The sequence below is a fragment of the Variovorax sp. RKNM96 genome, from assembly GCF_017161115.1.
GTDB lineage: Bacteria > Pseudomonadota > Gammaproteobacteria > Burkholderiales > Burkholderiaceae_C > Variovorax.
In genome coordinates this window covers 965079-989738 of sequence record NZ_CP046508.1, presented here as the reverse complement: position 1 = coordinate 989738, position 24660 = coordinate 965079, and the positions used below count along the sequence as shown (strand labels likewise).

The following is a 24660-nucleotide window of genomic DNA, read 5'->3' as shown; positions in this document are numbered from 1 at the left end:
CGCGCTGTCCGTCGAACAACCGCATCCAAGGAGATTCCATGAAGGCCCAGAACATCCTCCAGACCATCGGCAACACGCCGCACATCCGCATCAACCGCCTGTTCGGCAATGCGAAGCAGGCGGTCTGGATCAAGTCGGAGCGCGCCAACCCCGGCGGCTCGATCAAGGACCGCATCGCGCTGTCGATGGTGGAAGACGCCGAGAAGTCCGGCGCGCTCAAGCCCGGCGGCACGATCGTGGAGCCCACCTCGGGCAACACCGGCATCGGTCTCGCGATGGTCGCGGCCGTCAAGGGCTACAAGCTGATCCTGGTGATGCCCGACAGCATGTCCATCGAGCGCCGTCGCCTGATGCTGGCCTACGGCGCCACCTTCGACCTCACGCCGCGCGCCGGCGGCATGAAGGCCTCCATCGCGCGCGCCGAGGAAATCGTGGCCGGCACACCGGGCGCGTGGATGCCGCAGCAGTTCAACAACCCGGCCAACGTCGAGGTGCACGTGCGCACCACGGCCGAGGAAATCGCGGCGGACTTTCCCGACGGCATCGACGTGATCATCACCGGCGTGGGCACGGGCGGCCACATCACCGGCGTGGCGAAGGTGCTCAAGAAGAAGTGGCCCAAGCTGCAGGTGTTCGCGGTGGAGCCGGTGGCCTCGCCCGTCATCTCCGGCGGCGCGCCGTCCCCGCACCCGATCCAGGGCATCGGCGCGGGCTTCATTCCGAAGAACCTGGACACCTCGCTGCTCGACGGCGTGCTGCAGGTCGATGCCGAACCGGCGCGCGAAATGGCCCGCCGGTGCGCGCAGGAAGAAGGCATCCTGGTGGGCATCTCGTCGGGCGCCACGCTCGCGGCCATTGCGCAGAAGCTGCCGTCGCTCGCACCCGATGCGGTGGTGCTCGGCTTCAACTACGACACGGGCGAGCGATACCTCTCCGTCGAGGGCTTCCTGCCGGCCTGATCCAGCTATCTCTTTCATAGCGCTCCGGCGCGTAAAATCCGCGGTCTGCTTGATAACCACAAGCCACCGCCATGCTGAGAATCTCCGAACTCAAACTCCCGCTCGACCACGCCCCTGACGCGCTGGTCACCCTGATCGCCCGGACCCTCGACGTCCCGCTCGAAGCGATCGCCTCCCACACTGTCTTCAAGCGCAGCTTCGATGCGCGCAAGGTCGACCTGCTCACGGTCTACATCTGCGACGTGCAGCTGGCCGATGCGAAGCGCGAAGCCGCCCTGCTCGCGAAGCACGCAGGCCATCCGCACATCCAGCCCGCGCCGAACATGGCCTACGTGCCGCCGGCCGATGCGCCCGAGGGCACGAGCCGCCCCGTGGTGATCGGCTTCGGCCCCTGCGGCATCTTCGCGGCACTGATGCTCGCGAAGATGGGCTTCAGGCCCATCGTGCTCGAACGCGGCAAGACCGTGCGCCAGCGCACCCGCGACACCTGGGGCCTGTGGCGCAAGAGCGTGCTCAACCCCGAGTCGAACGTGCAGTTCGGCGAAGGCGGCGCGGGCACTTTTTCCGACGGCAAGCTCTACAGCCAGATCAAGGACCCGCGCTTCCTCGGCCGCAAGGTGATGGAGGAGTTCGTGAAGGCCGGCGCGCCGCCCGAAATCCTTTATGTCGCGCATCCGCACATCGGCACCTTCAAGCTGGTGAAGGTGGTGGAGAACATCCGCGAGCAGATCGTCGCGCTCGGCGGCGAGATCCGCTTCGAGCAGCGCGTGACCGACGTGCGCATCGAAGACGGGCAGCTGCGTGCGCTCACCGTGCTCGACCAGACCACCGGCCAATCGAGCGAGCTGCGCGCCGACCATGTCGTGATGGCCCTGGGCCACAGCTCGCGCGACACCTTCGCGATGCTGCACGCGCGCGGCGTGCACATCGAGGCCAAGCCTTTTTCCATCGGCTTTCGCGTCGAACACCCGCAAGGCCTCATCGACCGCGCGCGCTGGGGTCGCCACGCGGGCCACCCGCTGCTGGGCGCAGCCGACTACAAGCTGGTGCACCACGCCAGCAACGGCCGCTCGGTCTACAGCTTCTGCATGTGCCCGGGCGGCACGGTGGTCGCGGCCACCAGCGAGCCGGGCCGCGTGGTCACCAACGGCATGAGCCAGTACTCGCGCAACGAGCGCAACGCCAATGCGGGCATCGTGGTGGGCATCGATCCGAAGGACTACCCCGGCGATGCGCTCGCAGGCATCGCGCTGCAGCGCGAACTCGAATCGAACGCCTACGTGCTCGGTGGCAGCAATTACCACGCGCCGGGGCAACTGGTCGGCGACTTCGTGGCCGGCAAGCCCTCGGCCGCGCTCGGCAGCGTGACGCCCTCGTACAAGCCCGGCGTGACGCCCACCGACCTGCGCGAGGCCCTGCCGGCCTACGCCATCGAGGCGATGCGCGAGGCCTTCCCCGCCTTCGGCCGCAAGATCAAGGGGTTCGATACGCACGACGCAGTGCTCACCGGCGTCGAGACGCGCACCTCGTCGCCGATCCGCATCACGCGCGGCGACGATTTCCAGAGCCTCAACGTGCGCGGCCTGTACCCCGCCGGCGAAGGCGCGAGCTACGCGGGCGGCATCCTGTCGGCCGGCGTGGATGGCATCAAGGTGGCCGAAGCGGTGGCGCGCAACGTGCTCGCCGCAGCGGAACGCGAGCGCACGGCGAACGTCTGATGCAGACCATGTCCTTCGCACGCCCCACCGCCGGCCAGTTCGCCATTGCCACGCTGGCCATGGCCGCGGTGGTGCTGGCCTCCAACATCCTGGTGCAGTTCGCCCTCAACGACTGGCTCACCTGGGGCGCCTTCACCTACCCGGTGGCCTACCTCGTGAGCGACCTCGTCAACCGGCGCTTCGGCCCCGGCATGGCGCGCCGCGTGGCGTGGGTCGGTTTCGCGGTGGCGATCGTCGCCTCGCTGATGCTCGCGCCGATGCGCATTGCGCTCGCATCCGGCCTGGCCTTCATCGCCTCGCAACTGCTCGACATCCGCGTGTTCGACCGCCTGCGCCGCGGCCTCTGGTGGCGCGCGCCGCTGGTGGCGACGGTGATCGCGGCGGTGCTCGACAGCATCGTGTTCTGGGGCATCGCCTTCGCGGGCACCGACGGCCCCTGGCTCACCTGGGCCGCGGGCGACCTCGCGGTGAAGCTCGGCGTGGGCGTGCTGATGCTGCTGCCGTTCCGGCTGCTGATCGGTCGGCAGGCCGCGCGCACCTCGGCGATGAGCCACTGAGATCCATGATGTCCAGCGACGATTTCCACTACTACGAACCGGCCAAGGGCCACGGCCTGCCGCACGACCCGTTCAATGCGATGGTCGGCCCACGCCCCATCGGCTGGATCTCGTCGCAGGACGAGAACGGCCTGCTGAACCTCGCGCCCTACAGCTTTTTCAACGCCTTCAACTACACGCCGCCGATCGTCGGCTTCGCGAGCATCGGCGCGAAGGACAGCCTGCACAACATCCGCCAGACGCGCGAGTTCGGCTGGAACCTCGCCACGCGCCCGCTTGCCGAGCAGATGAACCGGTCGTGCGCAGCCGTGCCGCCCGAGGTGAACGAGTTCGAGCTCGCCGGCCTCACGCCCGTGGCTTCGCGCCAGATCGCGGTGCCGCGCGTGGCCGAGAGTCCGGTGTCCTTCGAATGCCGTCTCACGCAATTGATCCAGCTCGAAGGCGTCGATGGCGTGCCGGTGCAGACCTGGCTCGTCCTCGGCGAAGTGGTGGGCGTGCACATCGCGCGCCACCTGCTCAAGAACGGCATCTACGACACCGCGGCGGCGCAGCCCATCCTGCGCGGCGGCGGTCCGGCCGACTATTTCGAGATCAGCCCCGACAATATGTTCAGGATGTTCCGGCCGCGCTGAGCGCAAAACCGGTTTTCTGTTGTTCCTCTTTTCATCCATCGCGCCCACCCGCCGATCCCACGTATGACCGACGCATCCACCGCCGCCCCGAACACGAACGCGCGCAACGCACGGCGCCAGCGCCCGGACCTCGCCGAGCAGCTGCAACAGCTCAAGACCGGCACCAGTGCCGACGCCGGTGCGGGCTCGGAAGCGCCCGCCGAGCAGCAGCCACGGCAGCAGCAAGAACAGCGGCCGCCGCGCGAGAAAAAGCCGCGTCCGCAGGGACAACAAGGGCAACAGCCCCGTCAACAGCAGCAGGCCCGGAAGCCGCAAGCGCAAGGGCAGCAACAACAACCCCAGCGCGCACCGCGCAAGGTCAACCCGGTGCTCGAGCGCCTGTTCGAGCTGTACCCGCAACTCTTCGGCGCACGCTTCGTGCCACTGAAGCTGGGCGTGTACGAGGAGTTGATCGCGCGCCATCCCGAAGACTTCAAGGCCGAAGACCTGAAGATCGCGATGGGCCAGCACGCACGTTCCACGCGCTATCTCGAAAGCGTGGCCGCGGGCCTCGCGCGCCACGACCTCGACGGCAATGCGCTCGACCCGGTCGCGCCAGAGCATGTGCACCACGCCATCCTCGAACTGCACCGCCGCCGCATGCATCGCAACCCGGGTGAAGACCTGCGCCCGCAACTGGTGGCGCGCATCGCCAAGGCGATCGAGGCCTCGGGGCTCGACCGCGAAGCCTATGCGGTGCTCGTGCGCTCGCGCGATGCGAACAACAACGCGGTGGTCGACGAAGCACTGGCCGAGCTCGCCCAGCAAGCCGCCAAGCGCGAAGCGCTGCTGCGCGCCTTCGAGGCCAGCGGTCGCACCGAGCAGGAGTTCGCCGACATGTACGGCATGAAGCCGGGCGAGGTGGCGCGCACGCTGCAGCATGCGCGCGCCGAGCGGCAGGCACCGGCTTCGGCTCCAGCTCCGACCGTCGCAGAACAGGCTGCACCGGTCGAGCCCACCGAACCCGCTGCCGACTGAGACGCCAGGCCCCCCTGGGCCGCAACGGCCCATAAAAAAACCGCCACGCAAAGCTGGCGGTTTTTTTTAATCCGGCGGCAGTGCCGCGGCCGTGTCAGCGCGCGTTCTGCAGCGCAGCGATGCGCTCCTCGATCGGCGGGTGCGTCGCGAACAGCTTGCCGATGCTGCCTGTGATGCCCATGGCTTCCACGGCCTTGGGCAGTTCGCCGGCGGGCAGGCCGCCCAGGCGTGCGAGCGCGTTCATCATCGGCTGCTTCTGGCCCATGAGCGCGGCGGCACCGGCGTCGGCGCGGAACTCGCGCTGGCGCGAGAACCAGGCCACCACCATCGCTGCGGCGAAGCCGAGCACGATGTCCAGCACGATGGTGCTCACGTAGTAGCCGATGCCGGGGCCCGAGGAACGATCGTCACCGCGGCGCAGGAAGCTGTCGACCGCGTAGCCGATCACGCGCGAGAGGAACACAACGAAGGTGTTCATCACGCCCTGGATCAGCGTCATCGTGACCATGTCGCCGTTGGCGATGTGCGCCACCTCGTGGCCGATGACGGCCTCGACCTCTTCGCGCGTCATGTTCTGCAGCAGGCCGGTGGACACGGCCACGAGCGACGAATTCTTGAAGGCGCCGGTGGCGAAGGCATTGGGCTCGCCCTCGAAGATCGCGACCTCGGGCATGCCGACGCCGGCCTTGTCGGCGAACTTGCGCACGGTGGCGACGATCCAGGCCTCGTCGGGCGACTGGGGGTTGTCGATCATGCGCAGGCCGGCGGTCCACTTGGCCATCGGCTTGCTGATGAGCAGCGAGATGAACGCACCGCCGAAGCCCATGATCAGCGCGAAGCCCAGCAGCGCCGTGAGGTTCAGGCCGTTGGCCGTGAGGAAGCGGTTGACGCCGAGCAGGCTCGCGACGATGCCGAGCACTGCGACGACCATCACATTGGTCAAAACGAACAGAAGGATACGTTTCAAGTTGAATTCTCCGTGGGGAACTGCCGCTCAGATGAGGGCCGGCGGGCCCTCTTCAAGCCATGCGGTGTTGCGGGCGCTTCTTTGTTGTTTGAATACTGACGCGGTCCCGGCATGGCGGCTGCGGGTAGAGCAATGATAGGAGCAAAAGTTCTACGGACGGGGTCGGAAGACCTTCGGATCGTCGTAGTACTCGGCCGACACATTCTCTGCACACCACCCCGGTACGCCCAGCACGGGGAGTGGCACGAAGGGCTTCTGCCCGAGCCATTCCGGGCCCAGGCGCTGGGCCAGCGCGGCGTCATCCAGCGTGTTTGAATGCGCAGCGTCCGGCAGCAGCACGTGCGCCGTCGCGGCCTTGCGGGGCACGACGAGCTTCTCGAGCAGCGCATGGCCGAACACGAGCAGCCGCGCCTCGGACCACAGGGCGCGCCGCGTCACGAAAAGCGCGTGCCAGTCGCGCGCCGCCAGCGCCTCCCACAGCGCGGGCGGCGCATCGAGCACTGCGCCGTTCTCGTCGAACAGCGTGAGCGCGTCGCGCAGCGGGCCGCGCGTGGCGCCGATGCCGGTGCGGGCGATCTCGGCGGCCTGCAGTTCATTGAGGCGTCGCTTGGACTCGGGAAAGGCGAGCCAGACCAGGCCGTTGAAGAAGTCGTGCAGGTTGTCGCGGGTCGGCACGGTGCGGGTCTGGAAGATGTGCGCTTCGTAGGCCTGGCCGGCGGGCAGATGGCCCTGGTGCACGAAGTCGGGCGCCGATGGCGGCTTGATGACCTGCAGCGCCGAGGCGACCGATGTGCCGCTCGCGGCCCGCGCCGCCGCTTCGCCATGGACGCGATAGGGCGCGAGCCAGGGCTGCGCCCAATCGACCGCCGGCAGCATCGAATCAGGACGCGGACGCGCCCGTCCAGCGGATGCGGTCCGGGTGCTGCAGCACGGCGAACTCCGCGGTGAGCTTGTCGAACAGCTTGAGCGAACTGCCGCTCTTGCTGAGGAGGCCTGCGGTGCGCAAGGCTTTCGCCACGTCGTTGAGCGGCACGTCCTTGCCGCCGCGCAGGGCGGGCGCGGCCCGCAGGATGAATTCGGCGGCTTCGGAGACCGGCTGCTGCGCGGGCTGGGGTTCTGCCGCTGCCCGCGTCGTCTTCCTGGCGGCTGTCTTCGTCGCCGCCTTCTTCGCAGGAGCCGTCGCACTCTTCGCGCGCGCGGTCTTCGCGGCAGGCACCTTCGCCGCGACCTTCTTCGCCGCAGCGGTGCGGCCGGCCGGCTTCGTGCTGTGATGCGCAAGATCGATGAAGGTGTCGTACACACCCACTGTCTCGTCGCCCGTCTTGCCCTGCTGGCCGATGCCGCAGACGCGGCAGCCCTTCTCGCGCAGCCGGCTCACGAGCGGCGCGAAGTCGGAGTCGGAGGACACCAGCACCACCACGTCGGGCCGCTCGGCGATCACGAGGTCGATCGCATCGACGGCAAGCGCGATGTCGGTGCTGTTCTTGCCGGCCGAGAGATTCACCATCGGCCGCACCGAGAGCTGCTTGAAGAGCGCCTGCCGGTTGACCGCCATCTCGGCGTTGCAGTACGCGCGGCGCACATGGATGGCGCCGTACTCGTCCATCGTGCGCTGCACGGCCTGCTCGATCACGTCGGCCGAGACGTTGTCGGCATCGATCAGAAGCATCACGCGCAGCGTGGGTGTCATACGAGTTTCCAGTTGATGGTTTCGCCGCCGCGCAAAGGCTTGAGCGTGGCTTCGCCGTAAGGCACGGTCTCGGGCACGGTCCACGTCTCGCGCTTGAGCGTGACGGTGTCGGTGTGCCGCGGCAGGCCGTAGAAATCGGGGCCATGGAAGCTCGCGAAGCCTTCGAGCTTGTCGAGCGCATTCACGCTGTCGAAAGCCTCGGCGTAGAGCTCGATCGCGGTCAGTGCGGTGTAGCAGCCGGCGCAACCGAGCGCGTGCTCCTTCAGGTGCGCGGGGTGCGGCGCGCTGTCGGTGCCGAGGAAGAAGCGGTCGCTGCCGCTCGCGGCCGCCTCGACCAGCGCGACGCGGTGCGTCTCGCGCTTGAGCACCGGCAGGCAGTAGTAGTGCGGGCGGATGCCGCCGGTGAAGATGGCGTTGCGGTTGTAGAGCAGGTGGTGCGCGGTGATGGTGGCGGCCGTGAAACGGTCGGCATCGCGCACGTAGTGGGCGCCCTCTTTCGTGGTGAGGTGCTCGAACACCACCTTGAGCTCGGGGAAGTCACGGCGCAGCGGGATCATCACGCGGTCGACGAAGACGGCCTCGCGGTCGAACAGGTCGATGGCCGGGTCGGTCACCTCGCCGTGCACCAGCAGCAGGAGGCCGTGCTTCTGCATGGCTTCGAGCGTCTTGTAGGTCTTGCGGATGTCGGTCACGCCGGCATCGCTGTTGGTGGTGGCGCCGGCCGGGTAGAGCTTGAGCGCGCGCACGCCGGCTTCGGCGGCGAGGGCGATTTCCTCGGGCGGCAGCTTGTCGGTGAGGTAGAGCGACATCACCGGCTCGAAGGCGATGCCTTCGGGCACGGCAGCGAGGATGCGGTCGCGATAGGCCACGGCCTGTGCGGCGGTGGTCACGGGGGGACGCAGGTTCGGCATGATCAGCGCGCGGCCGAACTGGCGCGCGCTGTGCGGTACGACGGCTTCGAGCGCGGCGCCATCGCGCACATGCAGGTGCCAGTCGTCGGGGCGGGTGATCGTGAGGGTGTCTGTCATGGCGCGGGGATTGTCGCACCGCCTCTCACCCGGGGCGCCCTCCGGGCTACGCGTGCAGGAACACCCGGCAGATGTTTCCGGCCGTGTGCCGGCTCCAGCTGGCATGGTTGACCGAGCAGCGCGCGCCCTTGTTCGGCGGCCAGGGATCGAAGACGCGCAGCGTGGTGCCGGCGTCGCCGTCGCCGCGGATGCCGGCCACGACGACCATGTGCCCCGGGCCGCCGACGCGCTCGGCGCAGCCCTTGGGGCCCCAGCGCAGGTCGAACATCAGCAGCCCCTTTTCCAGTGCGGTGCGCATGGCGCCGGCCGTCCACGACGTCGCCGGCTGCAGCACCAGGCCGTGCGCGGACGCGAAGAGCGCATCGGCCGTCATCGCCTCGTCGGCGTCCGCGAAGGTGCGCAGCCCGCCGTCTTCGGCGATCAGCTCGCCCGGCGTGCGCGCGACCACTGCCTGCACGGTGGAACGCGTGATCATGGCCACGGCGGCCGCCCAGCACAGGGCGGGCTCCGGCTGCGGGATCAGCGCGACGGGGTGCAGGATCGGCTCGCGGCCCTCGCGGTCGAACACGACGTTCTGCGTACAGGGGCCGGCCTCGCCGTCCTCGACGAGCCAGTGCGCAGCCTGCAGCCGGCGCACGGCCATCCGTGTGAACGGACCGTAGTCGCCGTCGATCACGAGCCCGGGTCCGGGCTGCAGCTTCCTGTTCAGAGCCTCCTGCAGCCTGCGGACGTCGGCCCCGCGCGAGCCTTGTCTCAGTGTTGTCATCGGTTCCTGCCCTCGCCCACGCGACTTTGACGCTCGAAGCGGGGCGGCTGCATTGTGGAAAGCGGCGCGCCGCCGCGTCTATCGGTCGGATGGCCTAGCCGGGATGGCGGCATCGCCGCAATAGCCGGCAATAGCCCCCTATAGCCAGCGCATGCCTGGGGCCTCTGCGCCGGCTGGCACATGTCGTGCTTGAGATTTTCTTTCGCCCTTTCCGTCATCCCCACACCGGAGTTCCATGTGAAGCGTGCCGCCCCCGCCCTGTCCCTGCAACCCCTGGCCGCCTGCGCGGCACTTGCCATCCTGGTCTTCGCATCGCCCGCCGCGCTGGCCCAGGAAAAGACGCTGCGCATCGCCATGACCGCGGCCGACATTCCGCGCACCCTCGGCCAGCCCGACCAGGGCTTCGAAGGCAACCGCTTCACCGGCATCCCGATCTACGACGCGCTCACGCAGTGGGACCTGTCGAAGGCCGACGCGCCCAGCGTGCTGATTCCCGGCGTCGCCACCACGTGGGCGGTCGATGCCAAGGACAAGACCAAGTGGGTCTTCAAGCTGCGCCCCGGCGTCAAGTTCCACGACGGCTCGGCCTTCAATGCCGATGCGGTGGTGTGGAACGTGCAGAAGGTGCTCGACAAGGACGCGCCGCAGTTCGACCCGAGCCAAGTCGGCGTCACCGCCTCGCGCATGCCCACGCTCAAGTCGGCACGCAAGATCGACGACATGACGGTGGAGCTCACCACCAGCGAGCCCGATGCGTTCCTGCCGATCAACCTGTCGAACCTGTTCATGGCTTCGCCCGCGCACTGGCAGAAGAAGTTCGATGCGGCTGCCGGCGCCACGCCCGCCGACAAGGCCAAGGCCGCATGGACCGCCTTCGCCGCCGACCCGGCCGGCTCGGGCCCGTTCAAGGTTACGCGCTTCGTGGCGCGCGAGCGGCTGGAGCTCGCCGCCAACAAGACGTATTGGGACGCCAAGCGCGTGCCCAAGATCGACAAGGTCGTGATGATCCCCATGCCCGAGGCCAACGCGCGCACCGCCGCGCTGCTGGGCGGACAGGTCGACTGGATCGAGGCGCCCTCGCCCGACGCCATGGCGCAGATCACGCAGCGCGGCTTCAAGATCTATTCGAACGCGCAGCCGCACGTGTGGCCGTGGCAACTGTCGTTCGCCGAAGGCTCGCCCTGGCTCGACAAGCGCGTGCGCCAGGCCGCCAACCTGTGCATCGACCGCGGCGGCATGAAGCAGTTGCTCGGCGGCATGATGGCCGAGCCCAAGGGCACGGTGCCGCCGGGCCACCCGTGGTTCGGCAAGCCCACTTTCGACATCCGCTACGACGTGAAGGCCGCGCAGGCCCTCATGACGCAGGCCGGCTATTCGGCGGCCAAGCCGATCAAGGTGAAGGTGCAGATCTCGGCCTCGGGTTCGGGCCAGATGCAGCCGCTGCCGATGAACGAGTTCGCGCAGCAGTCGCTCAAGCAGTGCTTCTTCGACGTGCAGTTCGACGTGATCGAATGGAACACGCTCTTCACCAACTGGCGCAAGGGCGCCAAGGACCCGTCGGCCAACGGTGCCAACGCGGTCAACATCAGCTTCGCGGCGATGGACCCGTTCTTCGCGATGGTGCGCTTCGTGAGCACCAAGGCCTTTCCGCCGGTGTCGAACAACTGGGGCTACTACGGCAACGCCGAGGTCGACAGGCTGGTGGCCGATGCGCGCACCAGCTTCGACGACAAGGCGCGCGACGCCGCGCTCGCGAAGCTGCACACGCACATCGTGGACGACGCGCCGTTCGTGTGGATTGCGCACGACGTGGGCCCGCGCGCCATGTCGGCCAAGGTGAAGAACGTGGTGCAGCCGAAAAGCTGGTTCATCGACATCGCGACGATGACGATGGACTGACCGCCTCCTCCAGCCAGCGACACAGCCAGCCATGCTCGCCTACCTCTTGCGCCGCGTGATCTACGCCGTGCCGATCATGATCGGCGTGGTCCTCGTGTGCTTCCTGCTCGTGCACATCGCGCCCGGCGATCCGCTGGTTTCGATCCTGCCGCCCGACGCCTCGGCCGACCTGCAGGCGCAGTTGCGCGAGCTCTACGGCTTCAACCGCTCGCTGCCCGAGCAGTTCGCCATGTGGGTCTGGCGCGCGATGCACGGCGACCTGGGCGTGTCCATCGCGAGCAACCGCGCGGTGGCCGGGGAGGTGTTCACCGCGGTGGGCAACACGCTGCGCCTCGCGGTGGTGGCCACCTTCATCGGCTTCGTGCTGGGGTGCCTCTTCGGCTTCGTGGCGGGCTACTTCCGCAACTCGTGGATCGACCGCTTCGCCTCGATGTTCTCGGTGCTCGGCGTGAGCGTGCCGCACTACTGGCTGGGCATGGTGATGGTGATCGTGTTCTCGTCGCAGCTCATGTGGCTGCCGGCCACGGGCGCCGGCCCGAGCGGCTCGGACGACTGGGCCTGGAACTGGGAGCACCTGCAGTTCCTCTTGCTGCCGGCGCTCACGATGTCGGTGATTCCGATGGGCATCATCGCGCGCACCGTGCGCGCGCTGGTGGCCGACATCCTCGACCAGGAGTTCATCGTCGGGTTGCGCGCCAAGGGGCTCACGCACTTCGGCGTGTTCCGCCACATGGTGAAGAACGCGGCGCCCACGGCGCTGGCCGTGATGGGCCTGCAACTGGGCTACCTGCTGGGCGGCTCGATCCTGATCGAGACGGTGTTCTCGTGGCCCGGCACCGGCTTCCTCTTGAACTCGGCCATCTTCCAGCGCGACCTGCCGCTGCTGCAGGGAACGATCCTGGTGCTGGCGATGTTCTTCGTGGTGCTCAACCTGCTGGTCGACGTGCTGCAGACGCTGCTCGATCCGCGCATCGCGCGAGCCTGAAGAAGGAAGCCGACAAGCCATGTCCACCGTGCTCGCTTCTTCTCCCACCGCTGCCGCCGTCGAACCGCTGCCGGCGCAACGCTCGCGCGGCTACTGGGCCTCGGTCTGGCTGCGCTTTCGCCGCGATCCGGTCGCGGTCGGCGCGGCCATCGTCGTCCTGCTGCTGATCGCGCTCGCGGTGTTCGGCCCGTGGCTCGCGCCGTCCGACCCGTACCAGTCGTCCATGCTCAAGCGCCTCAAGCCCATCGGGACCGAGGGCCTGCCCTTCGGCAGCGACGAACTGGGCCGCGACATGCTCTCGCGGCTGATCGTCGGCGCGCGGCTGTCGCTCTTCATCGGCATCACGCCGGTGCTCTGCGCCTTCGTGCTGGGCACGGTCATCGGCATCGTCGCGGGCTATGCGGGCGGCCTCGCCAACACGCTGATCATGCGCACCATCGACGTGTTCTACGCGTTCCCCTCGGTGCTGCTGGCCATCGCGCTGTCGGGCACGCTGGGTGCGGGCGTGGTCAATTCGCTGATCTCGCTGACCATCGTGTTCATTCCGCAGATCGCACGCGTGGCCGAGAGCGTGACCACGCAGGTGCGCACCCGCGACTACGTGGAGGCGGCGCGCGCCTCGGGCGCCAGCCCCTTCACCATCGTGCGGGTGCATGTGCTGGGCAACGTGCTCGGGCCGATCTTTGTGTATGCCACGAGCCTGATCGCGGTGTCGATGATCCTGGCCTCGGGCCTGTCGTTCCTGGGCCTGGGCGTGAAGCCGCCGGAACCCGAGTGGGGCCTGATGCTCAACACGCTGCGCACCGCGATCTATGTGCAGCCGTGGGTGGCGGCGCTGCCGGGGGTGATGATCTTCATCACCTCGATTTCCTTCAACCTCCTGTCGGACGGCCTGCGTTCGGCCATGGACAACAAGGGCTGAAGCCATGGAAGCTCTGAAAGACATCGGCGGCCCCGCGCAGCCGCTTCTCACCATCACGGGCCTGATCAAGCACTTCCCGCTCAAGAAAGACCCGCTGGGCCGCGGCGGCGGCGTGGTGCGCGCCGTGGACGGGGTGGACTTCGAGGTCATGAAGGGCGAGACGCTCGGCGTGGTCGGCGAATCGGGCTGCGGCAAGTCGACCACCGCGCGCCTCCTGATGCAACTGATCGAGCCGACACGCGGCGAGGTGATCTTCGACGGCCGCGAAGTCGGCAGCCGCGACCTGCCGCTCAAGGAATTCCGCCGCCAGGTGCAGATGGTGTTCCAGGACAGCTACGCCTCGCTGAACCCGCGCCTCACGATCGAGGATTCGGTCGCCTTCGGGCCGCAGGTGCACGGCGTGTCGCGGCGCGAATCGGTGGCGCGGGCACGCGACCTGCTCGCGCGCGTGGGCCTCGCGCCGCAGCGCTTTGCCGAGCGCTATCCGCATGAGCTTTCCGGAGGGCAGCGGCAGCGCGTGAACATCGCGCGGGCGCTCGCACTGCAGCCGCGCATGGTGATCCTCGACGAGGCCGTGTCGGCGCTCGACAAATCGGTGGAAGCGCAGGTCATCAACCTGCTGCTCGACCTGAAGACGGAGTTCGGCCTGACCTACGTCTTCATCAGCCACGACCTCAACGTGGTGCGCTATGTGAGCGACCGCGTGATGGTGATGTACCTGGGGCAGGTGGCGGAGATCGGCCCCGCCGATGCGCTGTACGAAACGCCCGCGCATCCCTACACGCGCGCATTGCTGTCCTCGATGCCCTCGATGGACCCGGACCATCGCACCGAAGTGGCGGCGCTCGCGGGCGATCCGCCGAACCCGATCAATCCGCCGTCGGGTTGCCGCTTCCATCCGCGTTGCTCCATCGCGGCGCCGGTGTGCAGCCAGATCGTGCCCGAGCGCATCGCGACGGATTCGCAGCATGCGGTGAGTTGCCTGGTGCATGAGGCCGGCAGTGGGCATCCGATGGCGCAGCCGCAACCCTTCCAGAGGCAGGCCGCATGAGTGCAGCAACAGAAACCGGCACCGCGAGCCCCATGGTCCGGCTGCGCGATCTCAGCGTCACCTTCAGCGGCGGCCGCAAGCCCGTGCACGCGGTCAGCGGCGTGAGCCTCGAAGTGCAGCGCGGCGAGGTGGTCGCGCTGATCGGCGAATCGGGTTCGGGCAAGAGCGTGACCATGCGCACGCTACTACGCCTGCATCCCGAACGCCGCACCCGCATGGGCGGGCTGGTCGAAGTGGCGGGGCGCGACGTGCTCGCGATGTCGCAGCGCGAGCTCGCGGACTTTCGGGGCAAGGTCGCGTCGATGATCTTCCAGGAGCCGCTGCTCGCGCTGGACCCGGTGTATTCGGTGGGCGCGCAGATCGTCGAGTCGATCCGTCGCCACGAGCCCGTGAGCCAGGCCGAGGCGCAGCAGCGCGCGCTGGCCCTCTTCGAGCGCGTACGCATTCCGAGCCCCGAACGGCGGCTCCAGGCCTACCCGCACGAGATGTCGGGCGGCATGCGCCAGCGCGCCATGATCGCGCTCGCCCTCGCCTGCAAGCCGCAGCTGCTGCTGGCCGACGAGCCGACCACGGCGCTCGACGCCACGGTGCAGATCCAGATCCTGCTGCTGCTGCGCGAGCTGCAGCGCGACCTTGGCCTCTCGGTGATCTTCGTCACCCATGACATCGGCGCGGCCGTCGAGGTGGCCGACCGCATCGCGGTGATGTATGCGGGGCGCATCGTCGAGGAAGGCACGGCGCGCGAGCTGATCCGCTCGCCGCGCCATCCGTACACCATCGCGCTGCTCAAGAGCCGGGCGCACGGTGCACTTGCGCGTGGCACGCGGCTGGAGACCATCGGCGGTGCGCCGCCCGATCTTTCGGCGTTGCCGCCCGGCTGCTCCTTCGCCGAGCGCTGCGCGCTCGCGAGCGATGCATGCCGCGCCGCACAACCGCCGGTGATTGAACTCGCACCGAATCACCGTGTACGCTGTATCCACACGGAGGCCGCCGCCGCCATTGCGCCCGTGCTGGTTGCCTGAACTTTCCTTCTTCACGTCCATCGCCATGCCACTGCACGACCCCGCCCACGCCTTCGTTCCGTACCCCGATGCGCCGGTGCCGCGCGCCAGCACCGGTCCCTTGTCGGACCTGAGCTTTGCCGCCAAGGACCTGTTCGACGTGGCCGGCTATCCGACCGGCGGCGGCAACCCGATCGTGTTGGCGATGTCGGGCATCAAGACCCGCACCGCGCCCACTGTGCAGAAGCTGCTCGATGCCGGTGCGCGCTTCGCCGGCAAGACCGTGACCGACGAGCTCGCGTTCTCGATGAACGGCAACAACGCGCACTTCGGCGCACCGGTCAACGGCGGCGCGCCGCTGCGCATCACGGGTGGCTCGTCGTCGGGGTCGGCCTCGGCGGTGTCGTCGAATCTGTGCGACTTCGCGCTCGGCACCGACACCGGCGGCTCGGTGCGCGCACCAGCCAACCACTGCGGCCTGTACGGCCTGCGCCCGACGCACGGCCGCGTGAGCCTGGAAGGCGCGCTCGACCTCGCGCCGAGCTTCGACACCTGCGGCTGGTTCGCGCGCGACATCGGCACCTTCGCGCGCGTGGCCGATGTGCTGCTCGGCGCCGATCCGGCCGCCCTGCCCGAGCGCGTGCGGCTGCTGCGGCCCGACGACGTCTGGGCGCTGGCCGTGCCCGCCGCGGCCGCAGCGCTGCAAGGCGCAGCCGATCGCGTGCAAAGCCTGCTCGGCCCCGCGCAAGGAACGACGGTGGCGCTGGAATCCTTCGATGCGATGTACTGGAACTTCCGCTACCTGCAATCGCGCGAGGCCTGGACCACCGACGGCCCGCTGATCGAGCGCTACGCGCCGCCGCTCGGCCCGGGCGTGGCCGAGCGCTTTGCGTGGTCGCGAGAAGTGACCGATGCGCAGGTGGCGACCGCACGGGTTTTCCGCACCGCGTTTCGCGCGCACCTGGCCAACCTGCTCGGCACCGACGGCGTGCTGCTCCTGCCGAGCATGCCCGACATCGCGCCGCTGCGAAGCGACAGCGAGGCGTCGATGGAGGATTACCGCAACCGCGCGATCCGGCTGCTGTGCATCGCGGGATTGGCCGGCTTTCCGCAGCTCTCGATGCCGCTCGCGACACGCGATGGCGCGCCGCTGGGCATCTCGCTGCTCGGGCCGGCGGGGTCGGACCGGTCGCTGGTCGCGCTGGCCGAGCGCATCGCGGGGTAATGCAGGGCCATGTGGCCTGAGTTAGGCTGGCGCTCCCACGTCCCGCACAGAAGCGCCATGTCGAACAACACCCAGGTCACCACCCCCAAGCAAGTCGCCGCCTCGCTCACCGAGTTCTGGTCGCCGCGCGTCGTCGCCGAAGTCGACGACGCCTACATCAAGGTCGCCAAGGTCCACGGCTCGCTCGCCTGGCACAGCCATGACGACGAGGACGAACTCTTCCTCGTGCTCAAGGGGCGCCTGCGCATCGAGATGGAAGCGGGAGCCATCGAGCTTGGCGAAGGCGAGATGTTCGTCGTGCCCAAGGGCGTGCGGCACAACCCGGTGGCCGACGAGGAATGCCACCTGATGCTCATCGAGCGCAAGACCACGCTGCACACCGGCAGTACCGTCACCGAGAAGACGCGCTCGCTCGCAGACCAGTTGCGCCCGGTCTAGTTCAGCACCACGCTGCCCGGCGCGCGCAGCCAGCACACATCGCAATCGACAGCGTCTGCGGCACGCTCGATCACCACGAAGTCCCCCACATCGACCGCCAGCAGCGCGTGGTGCCAGGTGCCGGGCGCGAGCACCACGCCTTGATGCCCGTCGGTGATGAAGGCCGAGATGTCGCTGGCCGATGCGGGTGCATCGCCCGCGCGCGCCACCACGATCACGAAGCGCCGCTCGCCCAGCGGCACGAAGGTCTGGCTGCCGAGCGCATGCCGTTCCATCTCCGACACCTCGTGCGGAAAGCTTCGCGCCTGCGCGCGGAACAGCGCGAGCATCGGCCGGCCGCCGTCGGCATCGAGTTGCAGATCGCCGAGCAGATCGAAGCGCCGTGCGTTGCCGCTGTTGATCGGCCGGCCGTCGTCGGCGGGCGCCTCGATCACCGTGCCGAAGGGCGCAAAGGCCGTGGATGTGAGCGGTTGCGCAACGAGCGGCGCGGCAATGGGCGATTCGGCGTTCATGCCGCGATTGCAGCAGAAACCGTGCCGCGCGCGCGTGCAAGGTCGTCCAGCCAGCGGGCGTAGGCCTCGGCGCGCTCTCCATCCTCAAGCCGCAGCAGCGCCGAAGGGTGCAGGGTCACGAACACCGGCCTGCCATCGCTGCGCTCATGCAGCCACGCACCGCGCTCGGCCTGCACCGCCACTGCCCGTCCCAGCAGCGCGCGCGCAGCCGTGGCACCGAGCGCCACCAGCCCCTGCGGCCTGACGAGCGATATCTCGCTGTCGAGCCAGTGCGCGCAGGCCAGGGCTTCGCGCTGCGCCGCCGTCTTGTGGATGCGCCGCTTGCCGCGCAGCTCGTACTTGAAATGCTTGACGGCGTTGGCCAGGTACACGCTGTCGCGCGCCCATCCCAGTTGCGCCATCGCCCGGTCGAGCAGCTGGCCGGCCGGACCGACGAAGGGACGGCCCATGAGGTCTTCCTGATCGCCGGGCTGCTCGCCGACGAGCATGTGTTGCGGCGCCAGCGGCCCTTCGCCGCAGACGGCCTGCGTGGCGAGCGCGCCGATGGGGCAAGCGCGGCAGGCATGCGCCGCTGCGCGCAGCTCGCCCAGGTCGGCGGGCGCCACACCGTCGGCCGGCCGCACATGCAGCGCAATGGGCGCTCGGATGCGGCGAGCCTCGGTAGGCGGCGCATCGATCATCGACTGGCTGCGCGCCTCGGCGGCGTCGGCCAGCGGCTGGATCAGCGCGGCCTCGGGCAGGTTGTGCCAGTAGCGGCGCGGCATCTCGCGCCGCATCATCGCGACCTTCAGGCGCGCGGGGTTGAAGATGTGTTCGTAGTAGGTGAGCCAGAGCTGCTCGCCCGCATCGGGCGGCGGCTTCTCGCGGCGGTCGGCGCCCTCGCCGAAGGTCAGCGTTTCGCCGTTCCACTCGACGCAGCGCTCGGGCGTGAGGATGGCCCAGCGCATCTGCGCGAAGCGGCGCGCGAAGAAGGGCGCGTTGGCCTCCACGATGTGGTGGTCGGGCTCGAACCACGCGACGTGGCGCTCGAGCCCGTCTTCCCCCATGACCCGGGTGAAGCGCACGAAGGCGCGCATCTTGTGGATGTCGCGGTGCACGGCCTTGGCCATCAGCTGGGCCTGCATCATGTCGGCGTCCAGCGGATCGTGCCGCAGCGCGGGCTCGTGCGCGAGGCGCCAGAGCAGGCGGTACAGGAGTGCGAAGCGTTGCGGTGCACGGTGCAGGATCACGTCGCCGCACAGCGCGACAAAGGATGCGGGCACGGCATGCCGCGCACCGGCAGCACCGGGCATTGCGGGCGGCGCCATGTCGTGCGGCGCGCCGAAGAGATCGGCTGCGCCATCGCCGGTCTGTTCGCCGTTCCACTCGACGCGATCCGGCGGCACGCCCGCCGCGAGCAACTGCCGCGCGTGGCGGCGAAAGGCGTCGAGATCGACCGGGTCATCGAGCCGCACGTGCATCGCGGGCCTGCTCAGAACAACGCGGCTTGCGTGGGTTGCGCGGTGGGCGCCGCCGAAGCCATGGCACCCGCCGCCGGCCGGTGCCCGTCGGCCACCACGAACGGCAGCACCTTGCGGGCCGGCACATGCAGCCGCCGCAGGTCGTCCGCGCGCACCCGGCGCACGCGCCGCGCCTGCAGCAACCGCTCGACCGCCTTCACGCCCAGGCCCGGCACACGCAGCAGCATCTCGCGCGGCGCACGGTTCAAGTCGACCGGAAAGCGCTCGGCATGCGCGAGCGCCCAGGCGAGCTTGGGATCGACATCGAGCCGCAGCAGGCCGTCGGAGGCGGCGACGATTTCCTGGTGCTCGAAGCCGTAGAAGCGCATGAGCCAGTCGGCCTGGTAGAGCCGATGCTCGCGCATCAGCGGCGGTGCGACCAGCGGCAGCGCACGGGCCGCATCGGGGATGGGGCTGAAGGCCGAGTAGTAGACGCGCTTGAGCTTGTAGGCGCCGTAGAGCGTGGCGCTGGAGGCAAGGATGTGCCGGTCGTCGGTGGCGTCGGCCCCCACGATCATCTGCGTGCTCTGGCCCGCGGGCGCGAAAGGCGGCGGCTTCGCGGCGGTGGGCGCCGCGCCGGGCAGCGCGCGGATCGGCATCACGCGGCGCGCTTCTTCGCGCGTGTCGTCGATGCGCAGCCGCAGCCGCGCCATTGAACGCCGGATCGCGCTTTCGTCCTTCTCGGGCGCCAGCGCCTGCAGGCCTTCCGTCGTCGGCATCTCGACGTTGATGCTGAGCCGGTCGGCATAGCGGCCGGCGCGCGCGATGAGTTCGTCGCTGGCGTCCGGAATGGTCTTCAGGTGGATGTAGCCGCGGAAGTCATGGTCTTCGCGCAGCTGGCGCGCCACCTCGACCACCTGCTCCATCGTGTGATCGGGCGACTTGATGATCCCGCTCGACAGGAACAGGCCCTCGATGCAGTTGCGGCGGTAGAAGTCGAGCGTGAGCTGCACCACTTCTTCGACACGGAACCGCGCGCGCGGCACGTTGCTCGATGCGCGGTTGACGCAGTAGAGGCAGTCGTACTGGCAGTGGTTGGTGAGCAGCACCTTCAGCAGCGAGATGCAGCGGCCGTCGGGTGCGTAGCTGTGGCAGATGCCGGCGCCCTCGGTCGAGCCGATGCCGCGTCCGCCGAGCGAGTCGCGCGGTTGCGAGCCGCTGGACGCGCACGAGGCGTCGTACTTGGCGGCGTCCGCAAGGATGGCGAGTTTGCGCTGGAGGTCCACGGGCGCCTTTGATCTGGAAATACTGTATGAATATACAGTTTCGAAGAAGCCCTTGTCGGAGAAAGCCGCAAGCTTGCCGCGGCGAATTGCCCAGCGGCCGATCCCTGGGCTACGCTCGCCCGCAGATGACGTTCCCCTCTTCCTTGCGCGGCACCGCAGACCCCCGCCTGATTTCCTCCAGCCTCGCCGAGGGCGGCCTGGCCGCGACGTTCAACACGCCCGACGGCACGCCGGCCTTCGCCGTCCGCTGGCACGGCAAGGTTCACGGCTACCTCAACCAATGCCCGCATGCGGGCGGCCCGCTCGACTTCGAGGGACAGGTCCTCGAAAGCTCGGGCCGTTTCCTGATGTGCGCGCGGCACGGCGCGATCTTCGAGCCGGACACCGGAAAGTGCGTGGGCGGCCCCTGCCGCGGCGCGCGATTGACGCCGCTGGCGGTCCGCGAGGATGCGGACGGCAGCGTGTGGCTGTTCAACTGACTGACGACAACCCCTGGAAAACACATGCCCATCCTTCGCCCCCTCACCCTCCCGGTCTCCGCCATCGCCTTCGCAGCCCTGATGGCCGGCTGCACCGCCCTGCAACCCGGCACTGGCGGCAAGGCCCCGACGGGCATCAAGGTCACATCGACCGCCTTCGCCGACAACACCACCATCCCCGCCGAGCACGCCGGCGTCGGCGACTGCGGCGGCAAGAACGTCTCGATGCCGGTGGCATGGACGCAGCTGCCCGCCAAGGCGAAGTCGGTGGCCGTGCTGCTGTCGGACCCGGACGGCGCGGCAGGTCTGGGCGTTTCGCACTGGGTGGCCTACAACATCCCGGCCGAACGCGGCCAGCTCAAGGCGGGCGAGACGGGCGGCTTCACCGTCGGGACGAACGTCGCGGGCGCCACCGCGTACCGCGGCATGTGCCCGCCGGTCGGCGACCATCCGCACCACTACGTGCTGAGCGTGGTGACTTCCGACCTGCCGCCGGACGCGCTGCCGGCCGGGCTCACGCGCGATGCGCTGCTCGCGGCGCTCAAGGGGCATGCGCTGGGCGGGCAGAGCGTGGTCGGGCTCTACAGCCGCTAAAGTCGCAGGCTCCTTCTCTTACCGTGCGCAGCGATGCGCATCTCCGATGCGCCCCTCGCCCGCTCTCTTCGCTCTTCTCTCGGCCACGCTCGTCGTCGTAGGGTGCGCCTCGTCCCGGCCGGTGCCCCGCGTCACCTGGCTCGGCGACGGCGTGTTCAAGTCGCCCACCGCTCGGGATGCCGAGGCCTACTGCCGCAATTTCGGTGCGCCGCTGCGCTACCTCGACCCGAAGGCCGCGGCACGCGCGCCCGAAAGCGAAGTCACCTACCGCTGCGACTGATCGCCCGGCTGCGCGGCCGCCGTGCGCACCCGCTCGAGGATGAAGTCGATGAAGGTACGGATCGCCCGCGTGTGCTGCCGGTTCGGCATGTAGAGCATGAACATCTGCGTGCCGAAGATGGAGAGGCGCCAGTCGTCCAGCGTGGTCAGCACCTCGCCCTTGCGCACGTCTTCCTGCACCACGTAGTCGGGCACGAGGCCGATGCCCAGGCCTGCCAGGATCGCCTGGCGCAGGAACAGAAAGTTTTCCGAGATCAGCGTCGGCTCCAGGATCACCTCGCGCCGCGTCTCGCCCTGGTAGGCCGACACGCGCAGCTGCCGGCCGATGACCGCGGCCGTGACCACCGGCGCGCCCTGCAGTTCGTCGAGCTGCACGGGCAGCGGATGCTTTTCCGCGTAGTCGCGTGAGGCACAGGCCACGTAGCGCACCGGCCCCAGGTCGCGCGCCACGAGGTTCTGCGGCGGCTCGGGAATCACGCGCACCGCGATGTCGACCTCGTCGCGCAGCAAATCCTCGATGCGGTTCTCGAACACCACGTCCAGCACGATGCCGGGGTACTGGCGCTTGAAGTCGATGAGCCAGTCGGCCATCACCAGCTGCCCGTAGCCGCTGGGCACGCTCAGCCGCACACGGCCCTGCAGGCCCTCGCCCAGCGTGGTGACCGATTCGCGCGCGGCCAGCAGCTCGGTCTGGATGGCCACGCCGTGCTGGTAGAGCCTGAGGCCGATTTCGGTCGGCTCGGCGCGCCGGGTGGTGCGCCGCACGAGCTGCGCGCCCACCGAGCGCTCCAGCTGGTTCAGGTGGTAGCTGACGTTGGCGCGGCTCATCTTGAGCCGGCGGGCGGCGGCGCTCAGGTTGCCGGCGTCAAGGATTTCCACCAGCAGGGTGAGCGATTGGAGGTCCATGCGGCGATTGTGTCAAAAATTCTTTGACAGTCTGTCAACCGTCTATGCAATTGTCAAAGCTGCGATGCGGGCCAAGAATGCTGGGTTCACCCCCAGAGCCTCGGGCCCCTCGCCTGCATCCGTATACGCAGGGCCCGCCAACGCAAGAGACAAGCACATGGCCACCACCACTCCGAGCCCCTCCACGTCTTCCGGTCCCGTGACCTTCGAGCCGTCCCACGTTCACGGCGACGTGTTCGTGGTGACCATCGACAACCCGCCCGTCAACGCCCTGGGCGTGGATGTGCGCCGCGGCCTCGTGGCCGCCATCGGGGCGGCCGAGGCCGACAGCGGCGCGAAGGCGGTGCTGATCGTTGGCGCCGGCCGCAACTTCATCGCGGGCGCGGACATCCGCGAGTTCGGCAAGGCGCCGCAGCCGCCGTCGCTGCCCGAGGTGTGCCTTGCGATCGAGAACTGCTCGAAGCCGGTAGTCGCCGCCATCCATGGCGCGGCCCTGGGCGGCGGGCTCGAAGTGGCGCTGTCTGCGCACTACCGCATCGCCTCGCCCACAGCCAAGCTCGGCCTGCCCGAAGTGGCGCTGGGTCTCTTGCCCGGCTCGGGCGGCACGCAGCGCGCCCCGCGCCTCATCGGCGTGAAGCCCGCACTCGAATTGATGTTGAGCGGCCGCCATGCGGGCGCGAAGGAAGCGCTCTCGCTCGGCCTCGTCGACCGCCTCGGCACCGAAGCCGACGCGCGCGCCGAAGGCCTCGCCTATGCGCAGGAACTCATCGCCGCCAAGGCCCCGGTGCGCCGCACGCGCGAAGCCACCGGCCTGGCCGACAAGGAAGCCAGCCGCGCCGCGCTCGAAGCCGCGCGCGCCGACACCGCAAAGAAAAGCCGCGGCCTCTTCTCGCCGATGAAGATCATCGAAGCCGTCGAGGGCGCGCTCACACTGCCCTTCGACGAAGGCATGGCGCTGGAACGCAAGCTCTTCATGCAGTGCATCGACAGCCCGCAGCGCGCCGGCCTGATCCACGCCTTCTTCGCCGAGCGCGAAGTGCTCAAGGCGCCCGAGACCAAGTCCGCCAGCCCGCGCAAGCTCGAATCGGCCGGCATCGTCGGCGGCGGCACCATGGGCGCGGGCATCGCGGTGGCGATGCTCGACGCGGGCCTGCCCGTGACCATGATCGAGCGCGACGAGCCCAGCCTCGCGCGCGGCCGCCAGCATGTCGAGAAGGTGTACGACGGCCTCATCGCCAAGGGCCGCATGACGCCCGAGGCCAAGGCCGCGGTGATGGCGCGCTTCAGCGGCTCCACCTCTTATGACGCCTTGTCCAACGTCGACATCGTGGTCGAGGCGGTGTTCGAGGAAATGGGCGTGAAGAAGGCCGTGTTCGCCGAACTCGACCGCGTCTGCAAGCCCGGCGCCGTGCTCGCCACCAACACCTCGTACCTGGACATCGACGAGATCGCCGCCAGCATCAAGCGTCCGCAGGACGTGGTGGGCCTGCACTTCTTCTCGCCGGCCAACATCATGAAGCTGCTGGAGATCGTGGTGCCCGCCAAGGTGAGCGCCGATGTGGTGGCCACCGGCTTCGAGCTCGCGAAGAAACTGAAGAAGGTGCCAGTGCGCGCGGGCGTGTGCGACGGCTTCATCGGCAACCGCATCCTCGCGGTGTACCGCCAGGCGGCCGACCACATGATGGAAGACGGCGCCTCGCCCTACCAGATCGACGAAGCGGTGCGCGAGTTCGGCTACCCGATGGGCCCATTCCAGGTGTCGGACCTCGCGGGCGGCGACATCGGCTGGGCCACGCGCAAGCGCAAGGCCGCCACGCGCGACCCACAGGCGCGCTACGTGCAGATCGCCGACCGCATCTGCGAGCGCGGCTGGTTCGGCCAGAAGACGCAGCGCGGCTACTACCTGTACCCCGAAGGCGCACGCACCGGCTCGCCCGACCCGGCGGTGCTGGCCATCATCGACGCCGAGCGCGAGCGCGCGGGCATCGTGCGGCGCAGCTTCACGAACGAGGAAATCATCCGCCGCTACATGGCCGCGATGGTCAACGAAGGCGCGAACGTCGTGCTCCAGCGAATCGCGCTGCGCCCGCTGGACGTGGACGTGACCTTCCTCTACGGCTATGGCTTTCCGCGCCACCGCGGCGGCCCGATGAAGTACGCGGACATGGTGGGCCTGCCGAAGGTGCTGGCCGACATCCGCGAGTTCGCCAAGGAAGACCCGATCTTCTGGAAGCCGTCGCCGCTCTTGGTCGAGCTGGTCGAACGCGGCGCCGATTTCTCGAGCCTCAATCAATCCGAATAAACAGGAGC

Annotated in this window: 25 protein-coding genes; 16 read left to right on the top strand and 9 right to left on the bottom strand. The window is 68.9% G+C overall.

Annotation, left to right across the window (positions count from 1 at the left end; all coding sequences use genetic code 11):
- Positions 1 to 38 precede the first annotated feature (38 nt).
- From cysK to GNX71_RS04460, 5 genes are all read left to right on the top strand, one after another.
- Positions 39 to 959, top strand: coding sequence for a cysteine synthase A (cysK, locus tag GNX71_RS04480; RefSeq protein WP_206177209.1), 921 nt, complete (start codon positions 39 to 41; stop codon positions 957 to 959).
- A 71-nt stretch (positions 960 to 1030) separates the two neighbouring features.
- Positions 1031 to 2677 carry an NAD(P)/FAD-dependent oxidoreductase gene (locus tag GNX71_RS04475; protein WP_206177208.1) on the top strand — a complete coding sequence of 549 codons (1647 nt, stop codon included), beginning with the start codon at positions 1031 to 1033 and terminating at the stop codon, positions 2675 to 2677.
- A gap of 8 nt (positions 2678 to 2685) precedes the next feature.
- The gene (locus GNX71_RS04470; protein WP_241027157.1) at positions 2686 to 3234 is read left to right on the top strand and encodes a VUT family protein; all 549 of its coding nucleotides are present in this window, start codon (positions 2686 to 2688) and stop codon (positions 3232 to 3234) included.
- Between the two features lie 5 nt (positions 3235 to 3239).
- The gene (locus GNX71_RS04465; RefSeq protein WP_206177206.1) at positions 3240 to 3866 is read left to right on the top strand and encodes a flavin reductase family protein; all 627 of its coding nucleotides are present in this window, start codon (positions 3240 to 3242) and stop codon (positions 3864 to 3866) included.
- Between the two features lie 63 nt (positions 3867 to 3929).
- On the top strand, positions 3930 to 4883 hold the full coding sequence (locus tag GNX71_RS04460; RefSeq protein ID WP_206177205.1) for a ProQ/FINO family protein: 954 nt from the start codon (positions 3930 to 3932) through the stop codon (positions 4881 to 4883).
- Between the two features lie 94 nt (positions 4884 to 4977).
- Here GNX71_RS04460 and htpX read toward each other — a convergent pair whose 3' ends face one another.
- The 5 genes from htpX to GNX71_RS04435 all read right to left on the bottom strand — a co-directional run bounded on the left by htpX (position 4978) and on the right by GNX71_RS04435 (position 9334).
- On the bottom strand, positions 4978 to 5850 hold the full coding sequence (htpX, locus tag GNX71_RS04455; RefSeq protein ID WP_013539363.1) for a protease HtpX: 873 nt from the start codon (positions 5848 to 5850) through the stop codon (positions 4978 to 4980).
- Between the two features lie 150 nt (positions 5851 to 6000).
- Positions 6001 to 6726 (bottom strand): DUF3025 domain-containing protein, encoded by a 726-nt coding sequence (locus GNX71_RS04450; protein ID WP_206177204.1) that lies wholly within the window; start codon positions 6724 to 6726, stop codon positions 6001 to 6003.
- 4 nt (positions 6727 to 6730) lie between these two features.
- Complete coding sequence (locus GNX71_RS04445; RefSeq protein WP_206177203.1) at positions 6731 to 7540, bottom strand: NYN domain-containing protein; 810 nt, start codon at positions 7538 to 7540, stop codon at positions 6731 to 6733.
- Complete coding sequence (gene pyrC, locus GNX71_RS04440; protein WP_206177202.1) at positions 7537 to 8568, bottom strand: dihydroorotase; 1032 nt, start codon at positions 8566 to 8568, stop codon at positions 7537 to 7539. Before pyrC ends, GNX71_RS04445 begins: the two co-directional genes overlap by 4 nt.
- A 46-nt stretch (positions 8569 to 8614) precedes the next feature.
- Positions 8615 to 9334: a peptidoglycan-binding protein gene (locus GNX71_RS04435; RefSeq protein WP_206177201.1), complete on the bottom strand. Its 720-nt coding sequence runs from the start codon at positions 9332 to 9334 to the stop codon at positions 8615 to 8617.
- 237 nt (positions 9335 to 9571) lie between these two features.
- On the opposite strand from GNX71_RS04435, the gene GNX71_RS04430 reads away from it, so the two are divergent.
- The 7 genes from GNX71_RS04430 to GNX71_RS04400 are packed head-to-tail and all read left to right on the top strand — an operon-like array spanning position 9572 to position 16855.
- Positions 9572 to 11233 carry an ABC transporter substrate-binding protein gene (locus GNX71_RS04430; RefSeq protein WP_206177200.1) on the top strand — a complete coding sequence of 554 codons (1662 nt, stop codon included), beginning with the start codon at positions 9572 to 9574 and terminating at the stop codon, positions 11231 to 11233.
- A gap of 31 nt (positions 11234 to 11264) precedes the next feature.
- Positions 11265 to 12218, top strand: coding sequence for an ABC transporter permease (locus GNX71_RS04425; RefSeq protein WP_206177199.1), 954 nt, complete (start codon positions 11265 to 11267; stop codon positions 12216 to 12218).
- 19 nt (positions 12219 to 12237) lie between these two features.
- A complete protein-coding gene (locus GNX71_RS04420; protein ID WP_206177198.1) occupies positions 12238 to 13140 on the top strand; it encodes an ABC transporter permease in 903 nt (300 codons plus the stop codon).
- Positions 13141 to 13144: 4 nt separating this feature from the next.
- Positions 13145 to 14191, top strand: a complete 1047-nt coding sequence (locus GNX71_RS04415; protein ID WP_206177197.1) for an ABC transporter ATP-binding protein — start codon at positions 13145 to 13147, stop codon at positions 14189 to 14191.
- 32 nt (positions 14192 to 14223) lie between these two features.
- Complete coding sequence (locus GNX71_RS04410) at positions 14224 to 15213, top strand: ABC transporter ATP-binding protein (protein WP_206179342.1); 990 nt, start codon at positions 14224 to 14226, stop codon at positions 15211 to 15213.
- A gap of 25 nt (positions 15214 to 15238) precedes the next feature.
- Positions 15239 to 16417 (top strand): amidase, encoded by a 1179-nt coding sequence (locus GNX71_RS04405; RefSeq protein ID WP_206177196.1) that lies wholly within the window; start codon positions 15239 to 15241, stop codon positions 16415 to 16417.
- A 57-nt stretch (positions 16418 to 16474) separates the two neighbouring features.
- Complete coding sequence (locus GNX71_RS04400; RefSeq protein ID WP_206177195.1) at positions 16475 to 16855, top strand: cupin domain-containing protein; 381 nt, start codon at positions 16475 to 16477, stop codon at positions 16853 to 16855.
- Here the strand turns inward: GNX71_RS04400 and GNX71_RS04395 are convergent.
- The 3 genes from GNX71_RS04395 to GNX71_RS04385 are packed head-to-tail and all read right to left on the bottom strand — an operon-like array spanning position 16852 to position 20092.
- Positions 16852 to 17367 (bottom strand): ureidoglycolate lyase, encoded by a 516-nt coding sequence (locus GNX71_RS04395; RefSeq protein WP_206177194.1) that lies wholly within the window; start codon positions 17365 to 17367, stop codon positions 16852 to 16854. The two genes, GNX71_RS04400 and GNX71_RS04395, sit on opposite strands and share 4 nt — an antisense overlap.
- Positions 17364 to 18827, bottom strand: a complete 1464-nt coding sequence (locus GNX71_RS04390; protein WP_206177193.1) for a UdgX family uracil-DNA binding protein — start codon at positions 18825 to 18827, stop codon at positions 17364 to 17366. Before GNX71_RS04390 ends, GNX71_RS04395 begins: the two co-directional genes overlap by 4 nt.
- An 11-nt stretch (positions 18828 to 18838) precedes the next feature.
- Positions 18839 to 20092, bottom strand: a complete 1254-nt coding sequence (locus GNX71_RS04385; protein WP_206177192.1) for a putative DNA modification/repair radical SAM protein — start codon at positions 20090 to 20092, stop codon at positions 18839 to 18841.
- Positions 20093 to 20217: 125 nt separating this feature from the next.
- Here GNX71_RS04385 and GNX71_RS04380 point away from each other — a divergent pair, with 125 nt between their 5' ends.
- From GNX71_RS04380 to GNX71_RS04370, 3 genes are read left to right on the top strand one after another with little or no spacing between them, the layout of a single operon-like run.
- Positions 20218 to 20571 (top strand): Rieske (2Fe-2S) protein, encoded by a 354-nt coding sequence (locus GNX71_RS04380; RefSeq protein WP_206177191.1) that lies wholly within the window; start codon positions 20218 to 20220, stop codon positions 20569 to 20571.
- Positions 20572 to 20595: 24 nt separating this feature from the next.
- Positions 20596 to 21165, top strand: coding sequence for a YbhB/YbcL family Raf kinase inhibitor-like protein (locus GNX71_RS04375; RefSeq protein WP_206177190.1), 570 nt, complete (start codon positions 20596 to 20598; stop codon positions 21163 to 21165).
- 46 nt (positions 21166 to 21211) lie between these two features.
- Positions 21212 to 21445: a hypothetical protein gene (locus tag GNX71_RS04370; protein WP_206177189.1), complete on the top strand. Its 234-nt coding sequence runs from the start codon at positions 21212 to 21214 to the stop codon at positions 21443 to 21445.
- Here the strand turns inward: GNX71_RS04370 and GNX71_RS04365 are convergent.
- A complete protein-coding gene (locus GNX71_RS04365) occupies positions 21430 to 22350 on the bottom strand; it encodes a LysR family transcriptional regulator (RefSeq protein WP_206177188.1) in 921 nt (306 codons plus the stop codon). The genes GNX71_RS04370 and GNX71_RS04365 overlap by 16 nt on opposite strands.
- A 157-nt stretch (positions 22351 to 22507) precedes the next feature.
- Between GNX71_RS04365 and GNX71_RS04360 the strand changes: the two genes are divergently transcribed.
- Entirely contained in the window at positions 22508 to 24652 is a 2145-nt protein-coding gene (locus GNX71_RS04360) for a 3-hydroxyacyl-CoA dehydrogenase NAD-binding domain-containing protein (protein WP_206177187.1), read from the top strand.
- Positions 24653 to 24660: the final 8 nt, after the last annotated feature.

Bases quoted from the DNA above. Each gene is read 5' to 3' on its own strand.
- GNX71_RS04360 (WP_206177187.1), top strand. From the start codon at position 22,508: ATGGCCACCACCACTCCGAGCCCCTCCACGTCTTCCGGTCCCGTGACC.
- GNX71_RS04420 (WP_206177198.1), top strand. From the start codon at position 12,238: ATGTCCACCGTGCTCGCTTCTTCTCCCACCGCTGCCGCCGTCGAACCG.
- GNX71_RS04365 (WP_206177188.1), bottom strand. From the start codon at position 22,350: ATGGACCTCCAATCGCTCACCCTGCTGGTGGAAATCCTTGACGCCGGC.
- GNX71_RS04395 (WP_206177194.1), bottom strand. From the start codon at position 17,367: ATGAACGCCGAATCGCCCATTGCCGCGCCGCTCGTTGCGCAACCGCTC.
- GNX71_RS04470 (WP_241027157.1), top strand. From the start codon at position 2,686: ATGTCCTTCGCACGCCCCACCGCCGGCCAGTTCGCCATTGCCACGCTG.
- GNX71_RS04375 (WP_206177190.1), top strand. From the start codon at position 20,596: ATGCCCATCCTTCGCCCCCTCACCCTCCCGGTCTCCGCCATCGCCTTC.
- GNX71_RS04475 (WP_206177208.1), top strand. From the start codon at position 1,031: ATGCTGAGAATCTCCGAACTCAAACTCCCGCTCGACCACGCCCCTGAC.
- pyrC (WP_206177202.1), bottom strand. From the start codon at position 8,568: ATGACAGACACCCTCACGATCACCCGCCCCGACGACTGGCACCTGCAT.
- cysK (WP_206177209.1), top strand. From the start codon at position 39: ATGAAGGCCCAGAACATCCTCCAGACCATCGGCAACACGCCGCACATC.
- GNX71_RS04450 (WP_206177204.1), bottom strand. From the start codon at position 6,726: ATGCTGCCGGCGGTCGATTGGGCGCAGCCCTGGCTCGCGCCCTATCGC.
- GNX71_RS04425 (WP_206177199.1), top strand. From the start codon at position 11,265: ATGCTCGCCTACCTCTTGCGCCGCGTGATCTACGCCGTGCCGATCATG.
- GNX71_RS04410 (WP_206179342.1), top strand. From the start codon at position 14,224: ATGGTCCGGCTGCGCGATCTCAGCGTCACCTTCAGCGGCGGCCGCAAG.
- GNX71_RS04405 (WP_206177196.1), top strand. From the start codon at position 15,239: ATGCCACTGCACGACCCCGCCCACGCCTTCGTTCCGTACCCCGATGCG.
- GNX71_RS04465 (WP_206177206.1), top strand. From the start codon at position 3,240: ATGATGTCCAGCGACGATTTCCACTACTACGAACCGGCCAAGGGCCAC.
- GNX71_RS04380 (WP_206177191.1), top strand. From the start codon at position 20,218: ATGACGTTCCCCTCTTCCTTGCGCGGCACCGCAGACCCCCGCCTGATT.
- GNX71_RS04415 (WP_206177197.1), top strand. From the start codon at position 13,145: ATGGAAGCTCTGAAAGACATCGGCGGCCCCGCGCAGCCGCTTCTCACC.
- GNX71_RS04390 (WP_206177193.1), bottom strand. From the start codon at position 18,827: ATGCACGTGCGGCTCGATGACCCGGTCGATCTCGACGCCTTTCGCCGC.
- GNX71_RS04460 (WP_206177205.1), top strand. From the start codon at position 3,930: ATGACCGACGCATCCACCGCCGCCCCGAACACGAACGCGCGCAACGCA.
- GNX71_RS04400 (WP_206177195.1), top strand. From the start codon at position 16,475: ATGTCGAACAACACCCAGGTCACCACCCCCAAGCAAGTCGCCGCCTCG.
- GNX71_RS04435 (WP_206177201.1), bottom strand. From the start codon at position 9,334: ATGACAACACTGAGACAAGGCTCGCGCGGGGCCGACGTCCGCAGGCTG.
- GNX71_RS04445 (WP_206177203.1), bottom strand. From the start codon at position 7,540: ATGACACCCACGCTGCGCGTGATGCTTCTGATCGATGCCGACAACGTC.
- GNX71_RS04370 (WP_206177189.1), top strand. From the start codon at position 21,212: ATGCGCCCCTCGCCCGCTCTCTTCGCTCTTCTCTCGGCCACGCTCGTC.